Origin of the sequence: Motilimonas sp. 1_MG-2023 (assembly GCF_030547455.1) — a bacterium.
In the GTDB taxonomy this organism is placed as follows: Bacteria; Pseudomonadota; Gammaproteobacteria; order Enterobacterales; family CBDFNC01; genus Motilimonas.
The window spans coordinates 12,304-29,686 of sequence record NZ_JAUOPX010000035.1; the positions used below are offsets into that span (position 1 = coordinate 12,304).

At 47.6% G+C, this 17,383-nt stretch carries 6 protein-coding genes; 1 reads left to right on the forward strand and 5 read right to left on the reverse strand.

Features of this window, described 5'->3' with window-relative positions; translation table 11 throughout:
• Nucleotides 1-59 precede the first annotated feature (59 nt).
• Genes Q4519_RS16190 through Q4519_RS16205 form a run of 4 tightly spaced genes read right to left on the reverse strand, consistent with a single transcriptional unit; the run spans nt 60 to nt 15,887 of the window.
• Nucleotides 60-5,459, reverse strand: a complete 5,400-nt coding sequence (locus Q4519_RS16190) for a beta-ketoacyl synthase N-terminal-like domain-containing protein (RefSeq protein WP_303514032.1) — start codon at nt 5,457-5,459, stop codon at nt 60-62.
• Complete coding sequence (locus Q4519_RS16195) at nt 5,459-7,702, reverse strand: PfaB family protein (protein ID WP_303514034.1); 2,244 nt, start codon at nt 7,700-7,702, stop codon at nt 5,459-5,461. The genes Q4519_RS16190 and Q4519_RS16195 overlap by 1 nt, the downstream gene beginning before the upstream one ends.
• A 5-nt stretch (nt 7,703-7,707) precedes the next feature.
• Nucleotides 7,708-15,096, reverse strand: a complete 7,389-nt coding sequence (locus Q4519_RS16200) for a type I polyketide synthase (RefSeq protein WP_303514036.1) — start codon at nt 15,094-15,096, stop codon at nt 7,708-7,710.
• A 56-nt stretch (nt 15,097-15,152) separates the two neighbouring features.
• Nucleotides 15,153-15,887 (reverse strand): transcriptional regulator, encoded by a 735-nt coding sequence (locus Q4519_RS16205; protein WP_232803573.1) that lies wholly within the window; start codon nt 15,885-15,887, stop codon nt 15,153-15,155.
• Between the two features lie 211 nt (nt 15,888-16,098).
• Here Q4519_RS16205 and Q4519_RS16210 point away from each other — a divergent pair, with 211 nt between their 5' ends.
• Nucleotides 16,099-16,890, forward strand: coding sequence for a 4'-phosphopantetheinyl transferase superfamily protein (locus tag Q4519_RS16210; protein ID WP_232803574.1), 792 nt, complete (start codon nt 16,099-16,101; stop codon nt 16,888-16,890).
• Between the two features lie 24 nt (nt 16,891-16,914).
• Here Q4519_RS16210 and Q4519_RS16215 read toward each other — a convergent pair whose 3' ends face one another.
• Complete coding sequence (locus Q4519_RS16215) at nt 16,915-17,346, reverse strand: thioesterase family protein (RefSeq protein ID WP_232803575.1); 432 nt, start codon at nt 17,344-17,346, stop codon at nt 16,915-16,917.
• Between the last annotated feature and the right edge of the window lie 37 nt (nt 17,347-17,383).

Here is a 17,383-nt window from a genome sequence, read left to right on the forward strand (position 1 = left end):
TGACGCAGTGCCGTTTGGTTGGCGGTGGAAAATTCTAGTGTATTCATTGTCATTCTTCGTTAACCCTTAACTTCGGCATTAGCAGCGGCATTGGCCGTGTCTTGCTCGGTCTCTTTAATGCAAAGAGCAATATCTGTAACTTCATAAATGCGCAGACCGTCTTTAGACAAATCGGCATTGGCAATTAGCGTGACTTTATTTGGCTCGCGGATCACTTGGGTGATCTGCACGTTAATGTTCATCAAGGTATTGAGCGGGTTAATTTGCCCGCGATATTTCCATTTCACATTACTTAGCAGTGGCATAAAGCGCGGTGAAATAAGCTCGCCGCCTAAGCCTTGTTTTAACGCAAACACTTGCATTACTTCAATAATGGCCTCAACGCCCAATGAGCCCGGCATCACTGGATCTTGGTGGAAGTGAAATTGGAAGAACCAATCACTTGGATCAATCGTGCGCTCAGCGTAGCAATAGCCTAACTGATGCGTGCCGCTATTTGGCAGCAAGTAAACGGTATCAACAAAGTTTAATCGCCCTCCCGCCAAGCGGTAATGTGGCCGCTTCGGGTCAACGGCAAATAAAGGGTTTTGTTGATTGGTTAAATCAATGCGCTCAGGCATTTGATTGCTGCCAACGGTGGCGGCGTCTTGCTCTAAGTACCAAGCTTGACGCACCTTGCCGTTATCTAAGCCCAGTTGATGGGTCAGCGCCTCGGCTTTAAAATAACCAAATACCGCGCTGCCTTGATAAAACGGCGCGCCATCGGTCGAGAGCACAAAATCAAAGCTTTGAATAATGTTAGTCCCTGCGATCACCGTTGATTTCAAGGTCGATTCGTTGACGATGGTTTTTCCGCGCAAGTCCACTTCACGCAGCAACTCGCCTTGACCGTCGAGGTTTCTAAAAAACAGCTCGGTGCCAGGAAAGCCTAATGTGGTGCCCATGTAGCCGGAGATAAAGCCATTAGGCTGCAAGGATATTTCCATCAAGATGGAATACGGCATGTAATTGTGGTGGCTGTTGCCCTGGAAGTACCAAGCATCAGCAGGCACATCATATTCCGCAATACAGCTAGCAGGATGTTTTAAATCGCCGCGTTTACCTTGCACATCAATCACTCGGGTGGTGAGTTGCAAATCACCACATGGGGTGCGCGGCGGGATCAAGCCATCGTAGATGCGATAGTCTTCACCAAAACACTGGCAAATATCGCCCGTGGCAAATTCAAATAGATGATAAGGGGTAAACGGCAAAGTATCAGGCGTGCGGTTTTCACCCGCCACTACTGGCGCGGGTACATGCTTTAATGGCACCACGCCTTTGATTTTTTCGGCGCTCAAATCGGGCACTTGCGCCATTAACGGCGCGCTGGTACAGGGCAATCTGGTATTAGGTAATTTCAAGCCTGCTTTCGCTATCCCTTTAATCATTACGCCAAGGTTTTTAAAGTCCACCACTACCTTACCATTTAGCACTATGTCGATGTCGGCTTTGGCATAAGGCATCGGATGCAAACCGATTTCCGTCACTTGCATGCGATACACCAAGGTGCCATGTTGCGGCAGTACTTGACCACGACAGCGCACTTTTTGCGGCTCGTTCGCCATCGGTTGAAAGCGCCCTTGCTCGACTAAGGTGTGTAAACCTAAATACATCATGTAAAACTGCAGCAGTTGACCACAGCCTTCAGCCATCAGTGAGCCCGCCATCACTTGATCGTCTTTAAAATGACACGGGAAATACCAGTGCTGCGGATCAAGGCATTTTTCACCTTGCAGTGAACCAAGCCCCCAAGGGCCGCCATGGATATCAATGTTGGACACTTGCTCAATCATCAAGAATTTTTCAGATGAGAAACAAAGTGATGAGTTTTTATCAGTGGCGTATTCAGCGCCAAAACAAGCCGCGACATCGCCTTGGATCAAATGGCGGATTGCCTCTGTGTTAAAAGCAGTTTGCTGATGGGCTAGCAGCGGTGTGAAGTGTTGTTTTTCAACTTGAGCCAGCGCCTTTAATTCATCTTGTGTTTTGATCACCCCTTTACCATCGGCTAGCTCTTGATCGGTGAAAAAGCCGGCGCAGCCGCCGTCCATTTTCAGCACCATGGTATCGCCCACGAAGCACTCATAAGAGAAGAAGAACAACAAGGTATCGCCATTGCGCGCAAAATGATTGATGCTAATGTCGTAGCGCAAGGTCTCACCGCCTTTTGGCAAGTCAGCGAGGAAGGTTAAAGTACAATCAAGTAAACGATATACTCGCTCACCTTTGTTTTCAAAATCAATGCCTAAGTAGCTGATCAGCATTAAATCACATTGGCCTGATTCAACCGCCACCGCCCAAGGAATTTGTCCGTCCACTAGATAAGGGGCATCCAGCGGAATATCGTATTCGGTGGTCATGGTGCAAGGCTTGTATTCGTTGACCTTGGCATTGAGCTTGGTTACCCGCGACACCAATAAGTAATCGGTAGTCGGCAAACGCACGCGGCGCGGATAACTGTCAATGATGGCGTATTCAGGGCCAAACACCTTAGCAATCGAGCCTTCTGAATACTCAACTAAATCGTCATAGTTCCAGATCTCGCCCGCTTTTGGCTGATAAGTTTTAGTTTGATAGGTTTCAGTGCGCTTAGGCAAAGGAGTCTGGCACACCAGTCGAGCAAAATCATTTAAACCTTGCTGGCGCGTTTGTGCCACTTGGCTTGCTTGCTCATGTTGCGCCAAGGTGGTTGGCTGAGCGGCTGTGTTTAAGTTAACTGACAAGGCTGTTCCCTGTTCGATTATGGTTTTTGAAATAGAGGGGCCGCCAAGCCCGACGGCTTTCACTAAGCCGACTTTCTGCGGAGTGGGCACCTTGAATGCCTTGAACATTTTGGCATTAACGGCACTTTGCAACGTGACTTGGCTTAAGCTGCCATCAATACACTGCATGTAAGCCGCCGCTAATTGGCCTTGTGGTGCTGGACTTGGTAAAGCTGGGTTTAATTTGACCAGCACACTTAATAAACTGAACAAACCGCTGGCAGCATAGAGGTGACCCGTCTGTTCGCTACTGGTTTGCACCGTGGCGTTCGGATGATGTTGTTGACAACGCTGTTGTAACTCCTGTTGCCCTTGTTGGCTATCACTGCCGGTGATGTCCACTAGGCTAATGTCTGCGTCATTGTTTTGTGCGCTTAACTCATTAAGTTGACCACGGGTAGCAAAGTTTAGGCTGGTGATTTGGCCATAATAGGGCTGGGAAGTCACTTCATCACTGGCTAAACGCAGCACAATCGCACCCGCTCCGTCACTCACATGGCCGCAAAAATCAGCCGTTAATTGCTGGCGCAGAGCAAAGTTTTCAGCACTGGCGGCTAAATCGACAGCGGCCACGACAACGGCATCCACTTCCCCTTGTACCAGCAGATCGTGGGCAATTTGCAAGCAGTTGTAAACGGAGTTTTCTTCGCTGGAAATAGTAAATGCTGGGCCATTGAAGTCCCACAGTGACGCTATTCGCGAAGCCATAATATTGCCAATAAAACTGGTATATTGATTTAACTTGGCAGCGCCTAACACGCTGTCCATGGCAATGGCTTGTAACCTGGCTTGCTCAGCTGACGTAAGCGTAATGCCTGCTTGCTTGAGGCTGGCAGGAAGTTGCGTTTGCAAATTAACTCGGCCACGAAATTGATGGGTTTCTGGCTCAGCCGACATGGCCACCAGCACAGCAACATTATCGCCAACTTTCACTTTGCCATCCTGCAAGGCTTGGTCGGTAACTTTCATTAACAATAACTGCTGAGGGATCAAGCTATCATCATTATTTGGTGGCACTTTAAATTGCATAAAGTCCAGCTCAAACTGTTCAATAAAACCGCCTCTCATTGCTTCAGGCTCTGCCAGTAATTGTTGCTCCATGCCCTTCCAGCGCAGTGGCGGCAGAGGGACAAACACGTCTTGTTGCTCAGACATAATTTGCGCAAAATCAACTATGTTTTCAGCGCGACCAACATGACAAGCGACGCCGGTGATTGCCATTGCAGTGGTGCTTGACTCACGTTTGTTCGCTGCTATTGATTTTACATCGGTGGCAGGCGGTTGTTGTAATACTAGATGGGCGTTACAGCCACCAAAACCAAAGGCTGAAACCCCTGCACGCTTTGGCGCACTGCTGTTATTGGCTGGCCAAGGCTGTGCATTCCTGACTAATTGTTGCTCGCCCCACGCAAGATTACCTGAGCTAATAGGCGCATTAATGCCAATGCTGGCAGGTATTTGGTTATGTTGCATCGACAATATGGTCTTCACAATACTGGGCATACCCGCCGCAGTCAGCAAGTGACCGATATTACCTTTGACTGAGCCAATCAGTGGTACCTGCTTGCCATCGCCAAAAAATTGCGACATCGAGTTCAACTCGACTTTATCGCCCAGTGGTGTGCCGGTGGCATGACACTCAATGTAATCCACGTCGCTGGGTTTAAGCTTCGCTTGGAGATAAGCACGCTGATAGGCCAGTACTTGGCCTTTACTGTTTGGGCTAAGCACAAACTGACCGCGGCCATCATTAGAAAGGCCGACGCCTTCAATAGTGGCATAAATCTTATCTTGATCACGCAGTGCATCATCAAGGCGTTTCAGTACCAGTACTCCCGCTCCCTCACCGGCAAATAAACCTTGGCTTTGCTGATCGAACGGCGCTGAAATCCCATTGGCGGGATAAGCCTGAAAAATGGAAAATCCCATATTGATAAAAAACGGATCTGAGCCAGATACCGCACTGGCCAGCATCACATCACTGCGCCCCGCGATTAAAGCATCACACGCTAGCTTAACGCTATATAAAGAAGAAGCGCAGGCCGCATCTAAAGCATAATGACCACGGCCAAGCCCTAATGCATTGGCCACTAACCCGGCGGTGTAGCCGGCAATCAAGCCTTGTTTGGCATCGGCTTGCTGATCATTAACGTGATCAGTGGTGTGATAGTCTTGATCAAATGCCTCCAGTTTAAAGTCTTTCCCGAGTACTTGCTGCAACCCTGCTTCGACCGCGCGATGATATAGCGGCAAGTAAACTTGGTTTGAGCCTTGAGTCGGAAACGATAACGCGCCTAGGACTAAACCCGTTTGCTTTAACACCTCGTCCGTTAACGTTACCCCAGCGTCAAGCAAGGCTTGCTTGCAAACTTGTAAGATCCAGTGCTGGTGGCAGTCAAGTTGACTTAATTGCTCAGCAGATACTTGATAGCCAGTTGCATCAAAATCAAACTGCTCGATATACCCGCCGCGATGACTGTAATGTTTGTCATTGTCACCCTTACTGCCGGAGAAATCGGCAGGATCGGCACATTGGCGCGCGGGATTGACGTGTGTGCGTGAATCACGTTGCTGCTGTAAATTTTGCCAAAACCCCTCAAGATCATGACTACCTGGAAATAAATGTGCGATACCGACAATGGCAATACTGGTCATTAAATGGATTGATCCTGTTGTTGATAAAGAGATAGAGAAAAGTGACGGCCAAATAAACTATCTAGTTCGGGCTTAAGACCTAAACTGACCAGCTGAGCCAATAAACGTAATAGACTGCGGCTACTACTTTGCCCCTTGCCATTGGTGGCTAAACTCACATGAGGCTGATGTTGCAGTATTTTATCTATATGCGTGCAGCAACTTCGCCCCGCGCCTACTTCAATAAAAATACGCGCGCCTGCTTGATGCACTTGCTGCGTTAAATGGGCAAAATCCAACGGCTGACAAAAGCAATCACGAATACTTTGGCTGATGGCGTCACTTGAAACATTCACTGGTTGATAGTTCGCGCTGGAGAATAACTTAACCGCAGGCTGTTTCCTTGATGCCTGCAGCGCAAGCGCTTGGCCTTGCTCCGATAGCGGCAGGTGAAATATTTGCGCTATTTCGTCGCCATAGTATTGCGCCGCAGGTGTGTGCATCGCCGTGACAAATCCGACCTTAATCGCTCTTACGCCTGTTTCATTCAATAATTGCTGACATTGCTGCGAATCACCCACCAAAATACCGCTGTCGCCGTGGTTAATCGCCAGCCAAGCTTTATCATAATGGACAAGGTTTTTCGTAAAACCGTCGGGTAAACGCAGCGAATAACTGGCCCAATGCACCTCTTGCTCGGGTGTTAACTGCCAGTGCTGCGCGACGGCGTTTAACTCACCGGTAATGCCACTGTTGAAGGCCACTGATTTTGCTAGCCGCTCGCCAAGCACTTGAGGCGATTGCCATAATGACAAACCGGCCCACATGCTTACTTCGCCTAGGCTGTAACCGAATGCATAAGCAGGCGTGATGTTAAGCTGTTGTAATAAGTGACTGAGTAACCAAGCGCTACCCACGCCGGCTTGTGCCAATGTGGTCAGCTTGTCAGTGCCTTGCCCATCTGCTAAAAAATGACGCGCAGCTAATAGCTCAGCCAATTCACCGTTTGTGTCTAATGCTTGATACAAACGAGGAAAATACCGCGACAAATCATGAAACTGTCCGGGATAACATGTGCCGATCCCCGGATAAACAAAACAAACACTGTCAGCAATAAACGAAGCTTGCTGATCATCTTTAACTTGGCGCACTGCACTGCCAGCTGGTGTTTGTATTGACGCTTGGCTTAACGCGGTCTGTTGCCCAAGTCTTTCTAATAATTGCTTAACCTCGCCATCCAGTGCATTTATTTCGCTGGCAACTAATACCGAAATCAACCCTTTGGTATTTTGAGTATCCGTTGAGGTTTTATGTTGTTGGTAGGCATTTAAGTCATTCAGCATCTGCTGATAACGCTGACTGGTTGGCAAAGCTAAAATACGGTTGAGCTTAGCAATTAATTCTGTCTTATTCAGCGCGGTAACAGGCCAAAACACTTGCCAATTTAATGGCTCCGAATCAAAGGTAGACTCGATTGGTAAAGTAGCTGAAGGCTCAGTACAAAGCAGTGGCCATGGTGTGGCAGTTTGGTTGCCCTGTTCAAATACTAATGTGGCTGATGCGACTACCCTTGGCTGCTCAGCGTTCACCATACCTGCAAGCTCAAGATACGCCTGACGGCTTTGATGCATGACGCCGTACCAATAATGCTGCTGCAATTGCCGCTGCTTCAAGCTTTGAACCAAGTTAAATATGCAAGAGGCCAGATCGTCGTCGCCGGATAATTGCCGCTGCCAATATTTAGCTAACTTCGCATTTGGCTTAGCTGTTTGTTTCAATGGTTCGGGTAAAACTTGCCTTAACCGCGCTAGCATCTTAATGCCTTGCTTTAACGCAATCGGCACTGGCATAAACGTGAGCAACAAACCAAATGATGCATTTAGACTTGTTTTAGCATCTGCTGATAGGCGCGAGCGCAGCCAAGCAGGTAGACCCGCACCATTAACGGGGATGACAATTGAAGATCGGGCTTCAATATTTTCGCCAGCCTTTATATCTATTCGGCGAGCTAATAATTGCTGACAATAACTCAACAACGCAGCGCGATTGTCGAGCCATTGAGCGCAGCCATGTACGTCAACTATGCTAGGTCTTTCCCTTGCTGGAATTTGAGCTAAATTCAAGACAAATTCATCACTTAGATCAATCGCACAGGTATTAGCTAAGTTGGCTGGAACATCATCTTTGGGCAGCGCCACACAATAGAGACCACAAAGGGCCCATTTGGTGGCGATGCCGTTATTGGTTATGCTACGAGTGGACATCAATATTAATTCATGCCCTGTTTTTTACCTAAGCTTTGGCTTAACACCACTTTGCCTTGGCTCATCACGACCAGTGCTTGGCCTTGTTTATTAAACAGGCCGATATCGGCAATCAATTCACTGTGTGTTTGTTTTACAACCGTTAGCTGCAGGTACAATGTCTCGTAGGCCTTTGGTCGCTGGTAAAATGTAACTTTGGCCGCTGCGACAGGCAAACTCGCCATGCCCAACTGATCTTTTGCCCAGACCAACATGACTTGATACAACAGATCATCTGCTAATAACGCACTGCTCGCATTGGCAAAATCGCCAAAGTAGCTGGCCTCAGGCGCTGGGATCTGCGCACTAAATAGCGCGCCATGTTGATCCATCTGCAAGCTTGCGGTTAAGCCTTGAAAGCGCTGACCATGAAACAAGGTGCCATCTTGATACCAGGTAGGTTTACTTGCTACTTGATCAACCAACAGATCAAGATCCAACACCTCTGCTGGCGCAACAACTCGGCCGTTAGCTAACATGCATAATTGCGCACCATAATGAAACACAGTACGGCCATTTTGCTCGCTGCTGATACGTGCATCCACCACTCGTTCATGCGCTGAATCGCTGACGAACTCAAGGGTTAAGTTTAACTCCGCGTTGGCATCGGCGTCTGCCAGCACCACGCCTTTAAACAAGCGGTAATCCTGTACCGCCGTTACCGTAAAGCCAGATAACCAAGTTTCGGCTTGAGCAACCATCCAACCGGTAGCGAACACTGTCGGTAACACAGGTGCGCCCGCTATCTGATGGTCGAGCAAAAATGGATGAGTCGCGACCGCGATGGTTTTAACACTCACATTTTTGTCGTGCAACTTTGCCGATTTCAGTTTATCTAGGTGCAACAAACGTTTACTTGCTTGCTGCACCTGTGGCTTTTTTGCTGCATCAACTCCTGACTCAGGTGCTTCACCCGCCATATCGGTGCCAACTAGCACTTGTACATTAGCTAATGCGCCGCAACTGATTTGATCGGCAAATAACTGTGCACCGCCAGCAATCGGGATCACATATACACCGCGTTGCTCAAACATACGTTTTAGCTCAGGTGTGACCATGCCACCGTCCCAAGGGCCCCAGTTAAAGCTCAGCACGCGCGTTTGTGGATATTGCTGCGCTAACGACAACGCCGTTTTATTGAGTATTTCATTAGCGATGGCGTAATCAGCTTGACCTTTGTTGCCATAAAAACCAGCGGCAGACGAAAACAGCGCGATGTGTTTTAAACTCGCCACCTCTAAAGCCGCCAATAACGCCTGCAGTCCTGCTACTTTAGTGTTAAAGACGCGCTCAAAGTCGCTGAGTTTTTTGTTCTCAATAAAGCCATCGGCTAATACACCAGCGCCGTGGATCAAACCAGTGATCGGCCCTAAAGTCATCTTGGTTTGTTCTACTACACGCGCTATCGCTGCAGTATCAGTGACATCGGCAGCAACATATTCTGCTAATCCTCCGACGGCGCTGATCGCTTCAAGACCGGCGTTAATTTCCAGCTGCGACAAGATAGGTTGGATCATCTTTTTCAAGCTGGCTGGCGTAGCTTTTTCGCCAATCGCTTGGCAATGCCCTAACGCCGCTTGTTGTAACTCGTTAGCTTGAGTTAAACCTTGCGCCCAAGCAGGAATAGTAATCGGCTCAGAGCGGCCGAGCAGAACAAATTTAGCTTGATAGCGTTTTGCTAGCTCAAGCACACAGGCATGAGTCACCCCTTTCGCGCCGCCACTCACAATAAACACATCTGCTGGTGTCGGCGTGCAGTCAGTTTGACGCTCAGCTGATACCTCAGTATTAGCTTGCGGCACTAATGTAAAGCGGCCTTTTGAGTTGATTGCTACTTCACTTAGCACGACGTCACTGTCGAGGATCTCGTCGAATAACAGACTTGCTAATTCACTGCCTTCAATGCCGGGCGCGATATCCAGCGCGCGACACAAGGTTTGCGGCCATTCCTGCTTTAAAGTTTTACATAAACCTGACAATCCCATTTGCATCAGCTCTGTATTCGCCAAACCAGACGCATAACCTAAACCGCCATCGCCTCGTGCCACGGTAATAAAACAGTGCTCAGGCTTGGCGAGTTGTGCTTTTAAGTTTTTAGCGAATAAAAACACCGCAGCCAATAACTGCTGGCTTTGCGCTTCATGTTTTGCCACTTTAAAGTCGTTTGGTTGCAAGTGTACAAAACCTTGTAGCTCAGGGTAACTGGCGATTAAATCTTGGCAAAACGCGGCCACTGTGGCTTCGCTAACTTCATCAAGCGCGCGGCGCTCAATTTTGCTGTTTAAAGCTGAGCTGGCTTTTATTAATGACTTAGGAAAGCTCACCACCACGGGTACTAGCCCCTTGGCTAGTAATTTTTCCGCGATAATGCCAGTGTTATGGCCATCATCGGTCAGTAAAATTACTTGGCCCTGACGCGCCTTAGTACTAGCTGGCTTTGGCGCAGCTATTGGACTCATCAGGGCATATTGAAAAGGGACCTTTGTCTGCTCCTTATCACTGTTATCTGTCACATTAGCTTGTGGCTGAATCAGCTCACCCTCGCCTAACTTCGACTGCATGTAGGCAACGATTTCACCTAAGGTGCGCAGCTCGGCTAAATCTTCTGGGTTGAGCGCAGGCAATTCTGGCAGTTGGTCTTGCACTGTACCGAGAATTTCCACGCGCTTAATTGAGTCGATACCTAAATCGGCTTCCATGTCCATACTCAGCTCTAGCATATTAGCTGGGTAGCCCGTTTTATCGGCCACCACATTTAGCATGGTTTCATTAATTGCTTCTAAGCTTAGATCGATGCTTGGTTGCGCAGAGGCAGGTGCAACATCACCTAGTTGCGCCTGCATGTAAGCGACAATTTCACCTAAAGTGCGCAGCTCGGCTAAGTCTTCAGGATTGAGCGCAGGCAAGCTTGGCAGTTGATCTTGTACTGTGCCTAAGATTTCCACCCGTTTGATGGAATCGATGCCTAAATCGGCTTCCATGTCCATACTTAACTCAAGCATATTGGCGGGGTAACCGGTTTTATCGGCTACCACGGCGAGCATGGTTTGATTGATGGTTTCTAGGCTGAGTGTCGCTGGGGCGGTTTCTGCCGCTGCTTGAACAACAGCAACGTCGCCTAGTTGTGCCTGCATGTAAGCCACAATCTCACCTAAGGTGCGTAGCTCGGCTAAATCTTCTGGATTAAGCGCGGGCAAGCTTGGCAGTTGGTCTTGTACTGTGCCTAAGATTTCTACGCGCTTAATTGAGTCAATACCTAAATCGGCTTCCATGTCCATGCTTAGCTCAAGCATATTGGCTGGGTAACCGGTTTTATCGGCTACCACGGCGAGCATGGTTTGATTGATGGTTTCGAGGCTGAGTGTCGCAGGGGCGGTTTCTGCCGCAGCTTGAACAACAGCAACGTCGCCTAATTGCGCCTGCATATAAGCCACAATCTCACCTAAGGTGCGCAGCTCGGCTAAATCTTCTGGGTTCAGCGCGGGCAAGCTTGGCAGTTGGTCTTGTACTGTGCCTAAGATTTCTACGCGCTTGATGGAATCGATGCCTAAATCGGCTTCCATGTCCATGCTTAGCTCAAGCATATTAGCTGGGTAACCGGTTTTATCGGCCACCACGGCGAGCATGGTTTCATTAATCGTTTCTAGGCTGAGACTGCCTGAAGAGGTTTGCACGAGTGCTGTAACTGGAACATCAGATACAGTAGTTGTGACAACTTCACCCAGTTGCGCCTGCATGTAGGTCACAATTTCACCTAAGGTGCGCAGCTCCGCTAAATCTTCTGGATTGAGTACCGGTAAACTCGGCAGCTGGTCCTGCACCGTGCCTAAAATCTCTACACGCTTGATGGAATCGATGCCTAAGTCGGCTTCCATGTCCATGCTTAGCTCAAGCATGTTAGCAGGGTAACCGGTTTTATCGGCCACCACATTTAACATGGTTTGGTTAACATCACTGGCGCTTAAGCTAGCGGTTGGTGTCACTGACACACTTGGCGTGGGAATGGGCTCAGCTACAGGCGTAATCACAGGATAAGCCTTGGGCATAATTGGCTCATTGCTAACAGCCGTCGCCACTTGAACAGGCGCTTGCTCGGGGGCCGAGGTCTGCACCGGCGACGCTGAAACAGGTGCTCTTGAGCTAGAGGCAATACCAGACAACGAGTCTAACAATCGATTATTCAGCTGGGCTTGTTGCTCTAGAAACTGTTGCTGCAAAGCAATACTTTGATTTTGCTGTTGCTGCAACTGTTGCTGAAACTGCGCCATATTAGCAGCCAATGTTTGCTGCTGCTCTAGTAAAGCGGAGGCTATCGGGCTGATAGCGGGAGTATGGGCCGTTTGCTCAATTGATTGCGCACTTGGTGCGACTGGCACTTCTTTAATCACTTCTTTTACCACCTGTTTCACCACTTCAATGGTTTTTGGCTCGGGTTGGCTAACTTGGCCTTGCGTTAAAGCCTGTTGCATTTTTTGTTTGGTTGCATCGCTGAGATAATTTTGCCCACCTAAACGAATACTCAGCGGTGAAGATTTTTTCGCCGCAGATTTTGGTGCAAGGGCATATTTATCCAGTGCAGTCAAAGGCAAGCCCAACACAGCAAGTTGTAGGTGTGCCAATTGCAGTTGTTTATCACTGCAATCACTGCTGCCATTGAGGGCGATGCTAATCACGTCATCTTTGTCACTTAATGTTTCTTGCACTAAACGGCTCAAAACATTTTTTGGCCCAAACTCAATAAAGACACGACCGCCCTGCTGGTAAATCTCATTAACTTGGTCGGTAAAACGTACCGAACTCAGCATATGCTCTTTAAAGCTTTGTTTGATCTTAGCGCCGGTTTTAGCGTGGTTTTTACCGCTGCCATTGGCGGTTAATGTATTAACAGGCGCGTTAAATTTAACGCTGTCAATCACCTTGGCAAAAGGCTCTTGAGCAAATTCCACCAGCGGGGTATGGAATGCCGCCGAAACCGGTAATTTAACCCCTTTTATACCAAGTGCTTTAAGGTCTTTAACTGCTTTATCTATCGCACCACTGCTACCCGCCACCACTATTTGCGTCGGAGAGTTAAAGTTGGCAAACCACAGTTCGTCATTGCTTTCAATTAGCTGTTCAAGCGCTTTAACGCGGTCGCTAAGCTCATCACCAGTCAGACCTTTAAAAACAACGGCCATCATGGCACCACAGTCTTGCCCAGCTGGCGTATTGGCCATCGCTGCGCCGCGCGCCACACACAGTTTCAAATAATCGTCTTCGCTGATCACTTCACTGGCCGCAAGTGCAGTCAGTTCACCAAAACTGTGCCCTGCTGTGAAGTCAGCCTTAAAGCCTGTGCCTTGCATTAGTTTATGCAAACTCCAACTTAACGCGCCTATGGCAGGTTGAGCAAAACGGGTATTTTGCAGCGCGGTTGTTTGCGCTTTCTTTTCCGCAGCTGTGAATACCGGGATTGGCATCACAACACTCGATAAAGAGCTTTGATTTTGCTCTGTCAACAGTGCGTCAAAATGGCTTAGGGTGGTGCGATATTCCGGATAATTCAGCGCTAATGATTGCCCCATGTTGACATACTGAGATCCTTGACCGCTATAAAGTGCCACTATTTTACCTGTCATCTCCTGCGCCGAAGGTCGATAAAATAGGTTTTGTTGCTGCCATGATGAGGCATTATTTTGACTTAGTTTAGCCAAGGCTGCGTTAAGCTGCTCTTGAACCGGTAAACTGGCGTCAAGCCAAACGCCGAAACGGGCGTGTTCATTAGCTACGGGTTTAACACTGTATTCATTTAGTAAACAGCTTAAAGTCAGTTCGCCTGCTGAAAATTGGCTCACCACCTGGCGTACGTCTGCAACTAACTCTGTTGGTGTTGCACGACTAAATAATAGGCTAATGCCAACGCGGTGCATACGATACGAGCCTTGATGCTCTGGCGTGTACTCTTCAAGGGCAACATGATAATTGGTGCCACCAAAACCGAATGAGCTAATGCCCGCGCGGCGCGGTATACCATTACTGATCCAAGGGCGCGTTTCAGTACTTAAATAAAATGGTGTATTTGGCAAATCCATTTTCGGATTAGGTTCATTAACGTTAATGGTTGGCGGCAGCACCTTATGATGCAACGCCAATGCCGCTTTAATAAAGCCTGCCGTGCCTGCGGTCGACTTAGTATGGCCTATCTGCGATTTCACACTGCCTAATGCGATATGTTGCTTATTAGGGTTATCTTGACTAAAAACTTGACGTAACCCTTCAAACTCAGCCACGTCTCCCGCCGCAGTGCCGGTGCCATGAGCTTCAATTAAGCCGACCGTATGTGGCGCAAAACCTGCGTCAGCGTAAGCACGATTTAATGCTTTCGCTTGGCCTTCAGGGCGCGGCGCATAAATGCTCTTAAATTTACCATCCGATGACGTGCCGACTCCTTTCACTACGGCATAGATACGGTCACCATCGCGCTCAGCGTCAGCAAGGCGTTTTAGCACCACCATACCGATCCCCTCGCCGATCATCATGCCTTTGGAATCTTTATCAAATGGTTGGATCACGGAATTTTCGGTAAAGGCAGGTGTTTTGGAAAAACTCATGTACATTTGCGGCGAGTTATCGGTACACACGCCGCCGGTGATCATCACGTCTGCACGGCCTTCCCATAATTCTGATAACGCCATTTTGGTCGCGGCTAATGAGCCGGCACAAGCAGCATCCACCACGCAGTTCATACCACCTAAATCGAAACGGTTGGCGATCCGTCCCGCGATCACATTGCCTAAGGAACCAGGAAATGAGTTTTCTTCCCAATGGACATATTGGCTTTTGAATTTTTCGACCACGAGCGAGGCATCTTCCTCACTCACACCGCTATTAAGCAAAACCTTTTTCAGCACTGGATAGTGCAAACGTGCATTTAAGCTGTGGCTGATTTTTTGGCCGCCGCCCACGCCAAGTACGACACCAATTTTATTGCGTAACTCGGGCGATGCGTCACTTAATCCAGCATCGGCTAATGCGTCCTTGGCCACCACCAATGACAATAATTGTGAGGTATCGGTCAACTCCAGAATATTTGGCGGTAAGCCATATTCCATCGGATCGAAGTCGATGTCTGGAATAAAGCCACCACGGCGGCAGTACACTTTGTCAGGTGAGCTTTTGTCACTGTCAAAGTAGTCATCAATGTGCCAACGGCTCGCTGGTACATCAATGATCGCATCCACTTTATTGCGGATCAGATCCCAGTAAGCATCTAGATGTGCCGATTCGGCAAACAAGGATGCCATGCCAACGATGGCAATGGGTGATTTACTGTCTTGTTCGGGTTTCAACTCTGATTTCAACAATGTTGTCGACATTAAGCTTCTCTTTGTTTTCTCATTCTAATTTGGTGATTTAAACACGACGTATGCCATTAATTGAAAATGGTTTTATTGCCGAATTTTTGTTTAAACACATGATAATTTTCTGCCAGTGTTCGCCTCATATGGAATGGCGCGTGGCGAAGAACGTATTTCATATAGCGAGTTGACGCCGCTTTTGCACTATCGCTGTAAATATCGACATAGGCCCAATCACTTTGTGGGTCACTGGCCACAAACATATTAAGCGTCTCACCTTGGCTATATTGTTCAGGAACTGGCTGCGCCATGACATGCACAACAGGCTGCTTAGCATCACCTGTGAGCTCTAAGGCATGGGCTAACGTTTGATGGTTGATGGAAAAGTGCTGACACCGATCGGCTTCATCGCCAATGCGCAGCTGATCAAATTGACCAGAGCTGATTTTAGGTGAGTCAGTTTCATCTATTTGCGACACACCGTGACGCTTTAAACAACGAGCAAGGCCCGACCGGGATACTTGAGGGTTAATATGTTGTTGTGTTACCAGCAGTAATTTGTTGAGGCTGAATTGTAAAATTAACTTGAGCTGCACCACCACATATTCCTGTGGCGGAGTGAGAGTTGTGTTCAACTTTATAGGAATATTGGACGCATCATTAACGTTTTCGCGTTTTTTCCATTTACGAACGGTGGCTTCACTGATATTTAAAATACGAGCAAGTTTGGCCACAGGTAGGTCTGATGTCTGGATGAATTCACGCATTTCAGGCGTAGTTGTCGCGTTAGCATGGCGTTTCTCTGTCATGCTTTATAACTAAACCTGTTGCTGAAACAATAATTTACCATTTATTCCTCAAATACAGTGGGTTTGCCGGTTCTTTGCTAAAGTTATCTCTAGGAGAATTATTCGATATTAAAAACGCTGCCAGATTACATGACTCAAGCAAACGAAACAATCTGCCGGAACAAGTGGAATTAAAATAAACCCATTTTTTGGGTTTTTAAGGGGAAAAATAATGTCAAAATATGATCTGGATCGCGCCAGAGTGGAAGTCATTTACTCCGATATCAGTAAAATTCCCGAACAAGCCTTTAATGAGCTATCAACAATATGGTGCACAGCGGAGGAAATTACCGCGCTATCCCAATCTAAGAACCCCGAAAAGAATAATTCTCGGTTACTTAGCCGCATGTTATTACGCTACGCTTTGAAACTAATGCATCCAAAAATTAACCATTTGCATTGGCATATCGAAAACAATGCTATGGGACAAGCAATTTTACAAGGTCGATTAGATCGCCTAAATAACTTGGTCTTACCGCGCTTTAGTTTTTCGTACAGCTACCCTTACGTTGCTGTGGCTTTTCACAAAGATCTCATCGGCTTGGACATAGAGGTACATAACGAGGAACTCGATTACTTAACCATTGCAGAAAATTACTACTCGATGAGCGAAGTGGCTTTAATGGATTCGTTACCAAAGGAAGACCGACAGACTTTCTTTTACCATCTCTGGACGATAAAAGAAGCCAGTGTCAAAGCCATTGGCAGTGGTTTGAGAATGAAACTCTCGGATATTAATGTTGATCACGATCCCAAAGACTTACTAACCGAGTACGGCCATGTACCCGTTCGTATCTTTGATGTAAAAGAAGTGTTTGACCCAAAAAATGGCATGAAACTGCGTAAGCGAGTGCCGATGCGAGAAATGTACAGTCAATGGTTTATCATTAAACCTAATGTTCATTTTGCCATTACCCAAGATCACGCTAACCCCATCTCATTAGAATACATTGAATGGGATTAATCCTTTAGCCTTGTTTAACGACGCTCATGTTGCTAACAAGGCGATCACTTCTTGAGGTAGTGGGCAAAGGCTGCGAGCTTTATTCATACAAACCATTTCAATTTCAGCCGTTACGGCTGCCTTTGTGGCGTTTGGCCGCCATATTTCTTGTAACCAAATAGAGCGATATGGGCCATCAAAATAGAAACGGGTACGCACATCGATGATGTCGGCGAATTCTACCCCCTCGAAACACCCCATATTGGTTTTATAAACGGCGAAGCCGATCCCTTGCTCATGCCAGAGTTGTTGTAACACGTTCGCGCCAATGACATGTTCTCGTGCACGTTCAAAATATTTTAAAAAGTTTGGATGATAAACCACTCCCGAAAAATCGGTATCTTCATAATAAATTTGCACCGGAAAATTAAACTCGGCGCTTAACCTAACATCTGTTTTAGTTTGCATACTTTTCATCGCGTCGCCTGTAACATAGAAGCTATGGGTTATAAAC

Bases quoted from the DNA above. Each gene is read 5' to 3' on its own strand.
- Q4519_RS16190 (WP_303514032.1), bottom strand. From the start codon at position 5,459: ATGACCAGTATTGCCATTGTCGGTATCGCACATTTATTTCCAGGTAGT.
- Q4519_RS16195 (WP_303514034.1), bottom strand. From the start codon at position 7,702: ATGTCCACTCGTAGCATAACCAATAACGGCATCGCCACCAAATGGGCC.
- Q4519_RS16200 (WP_303514036.1), bottom strand. From the start codon at position 15,096: ATGTCGACAACATTGTTGAAATCAGAGTTGAAACCCGAACAAGACAGT.
- Q4519_RS16205 (WP_232803573.1), bottom strand. From the start codon at position 15,887: ATGACAGAGAAACGCCATGCTAACGCGACAACTACGCCTGAAATGCGT.
- Q4519_RS16210 (WP_232803574.1), top strand. From the start codon at position 16,099: ATGTCAAAATATGATCTGGATCGCGCCAGAGTGGAAGTCATTTACTCC.
- Q4519_RS16215 (WP_232803575.1), bottom strand. From the start codon at position 17,346: ATGAAAAGTATGCAAACTAAAACAGATGTTAGGTTAAGCGCCGAGTTT.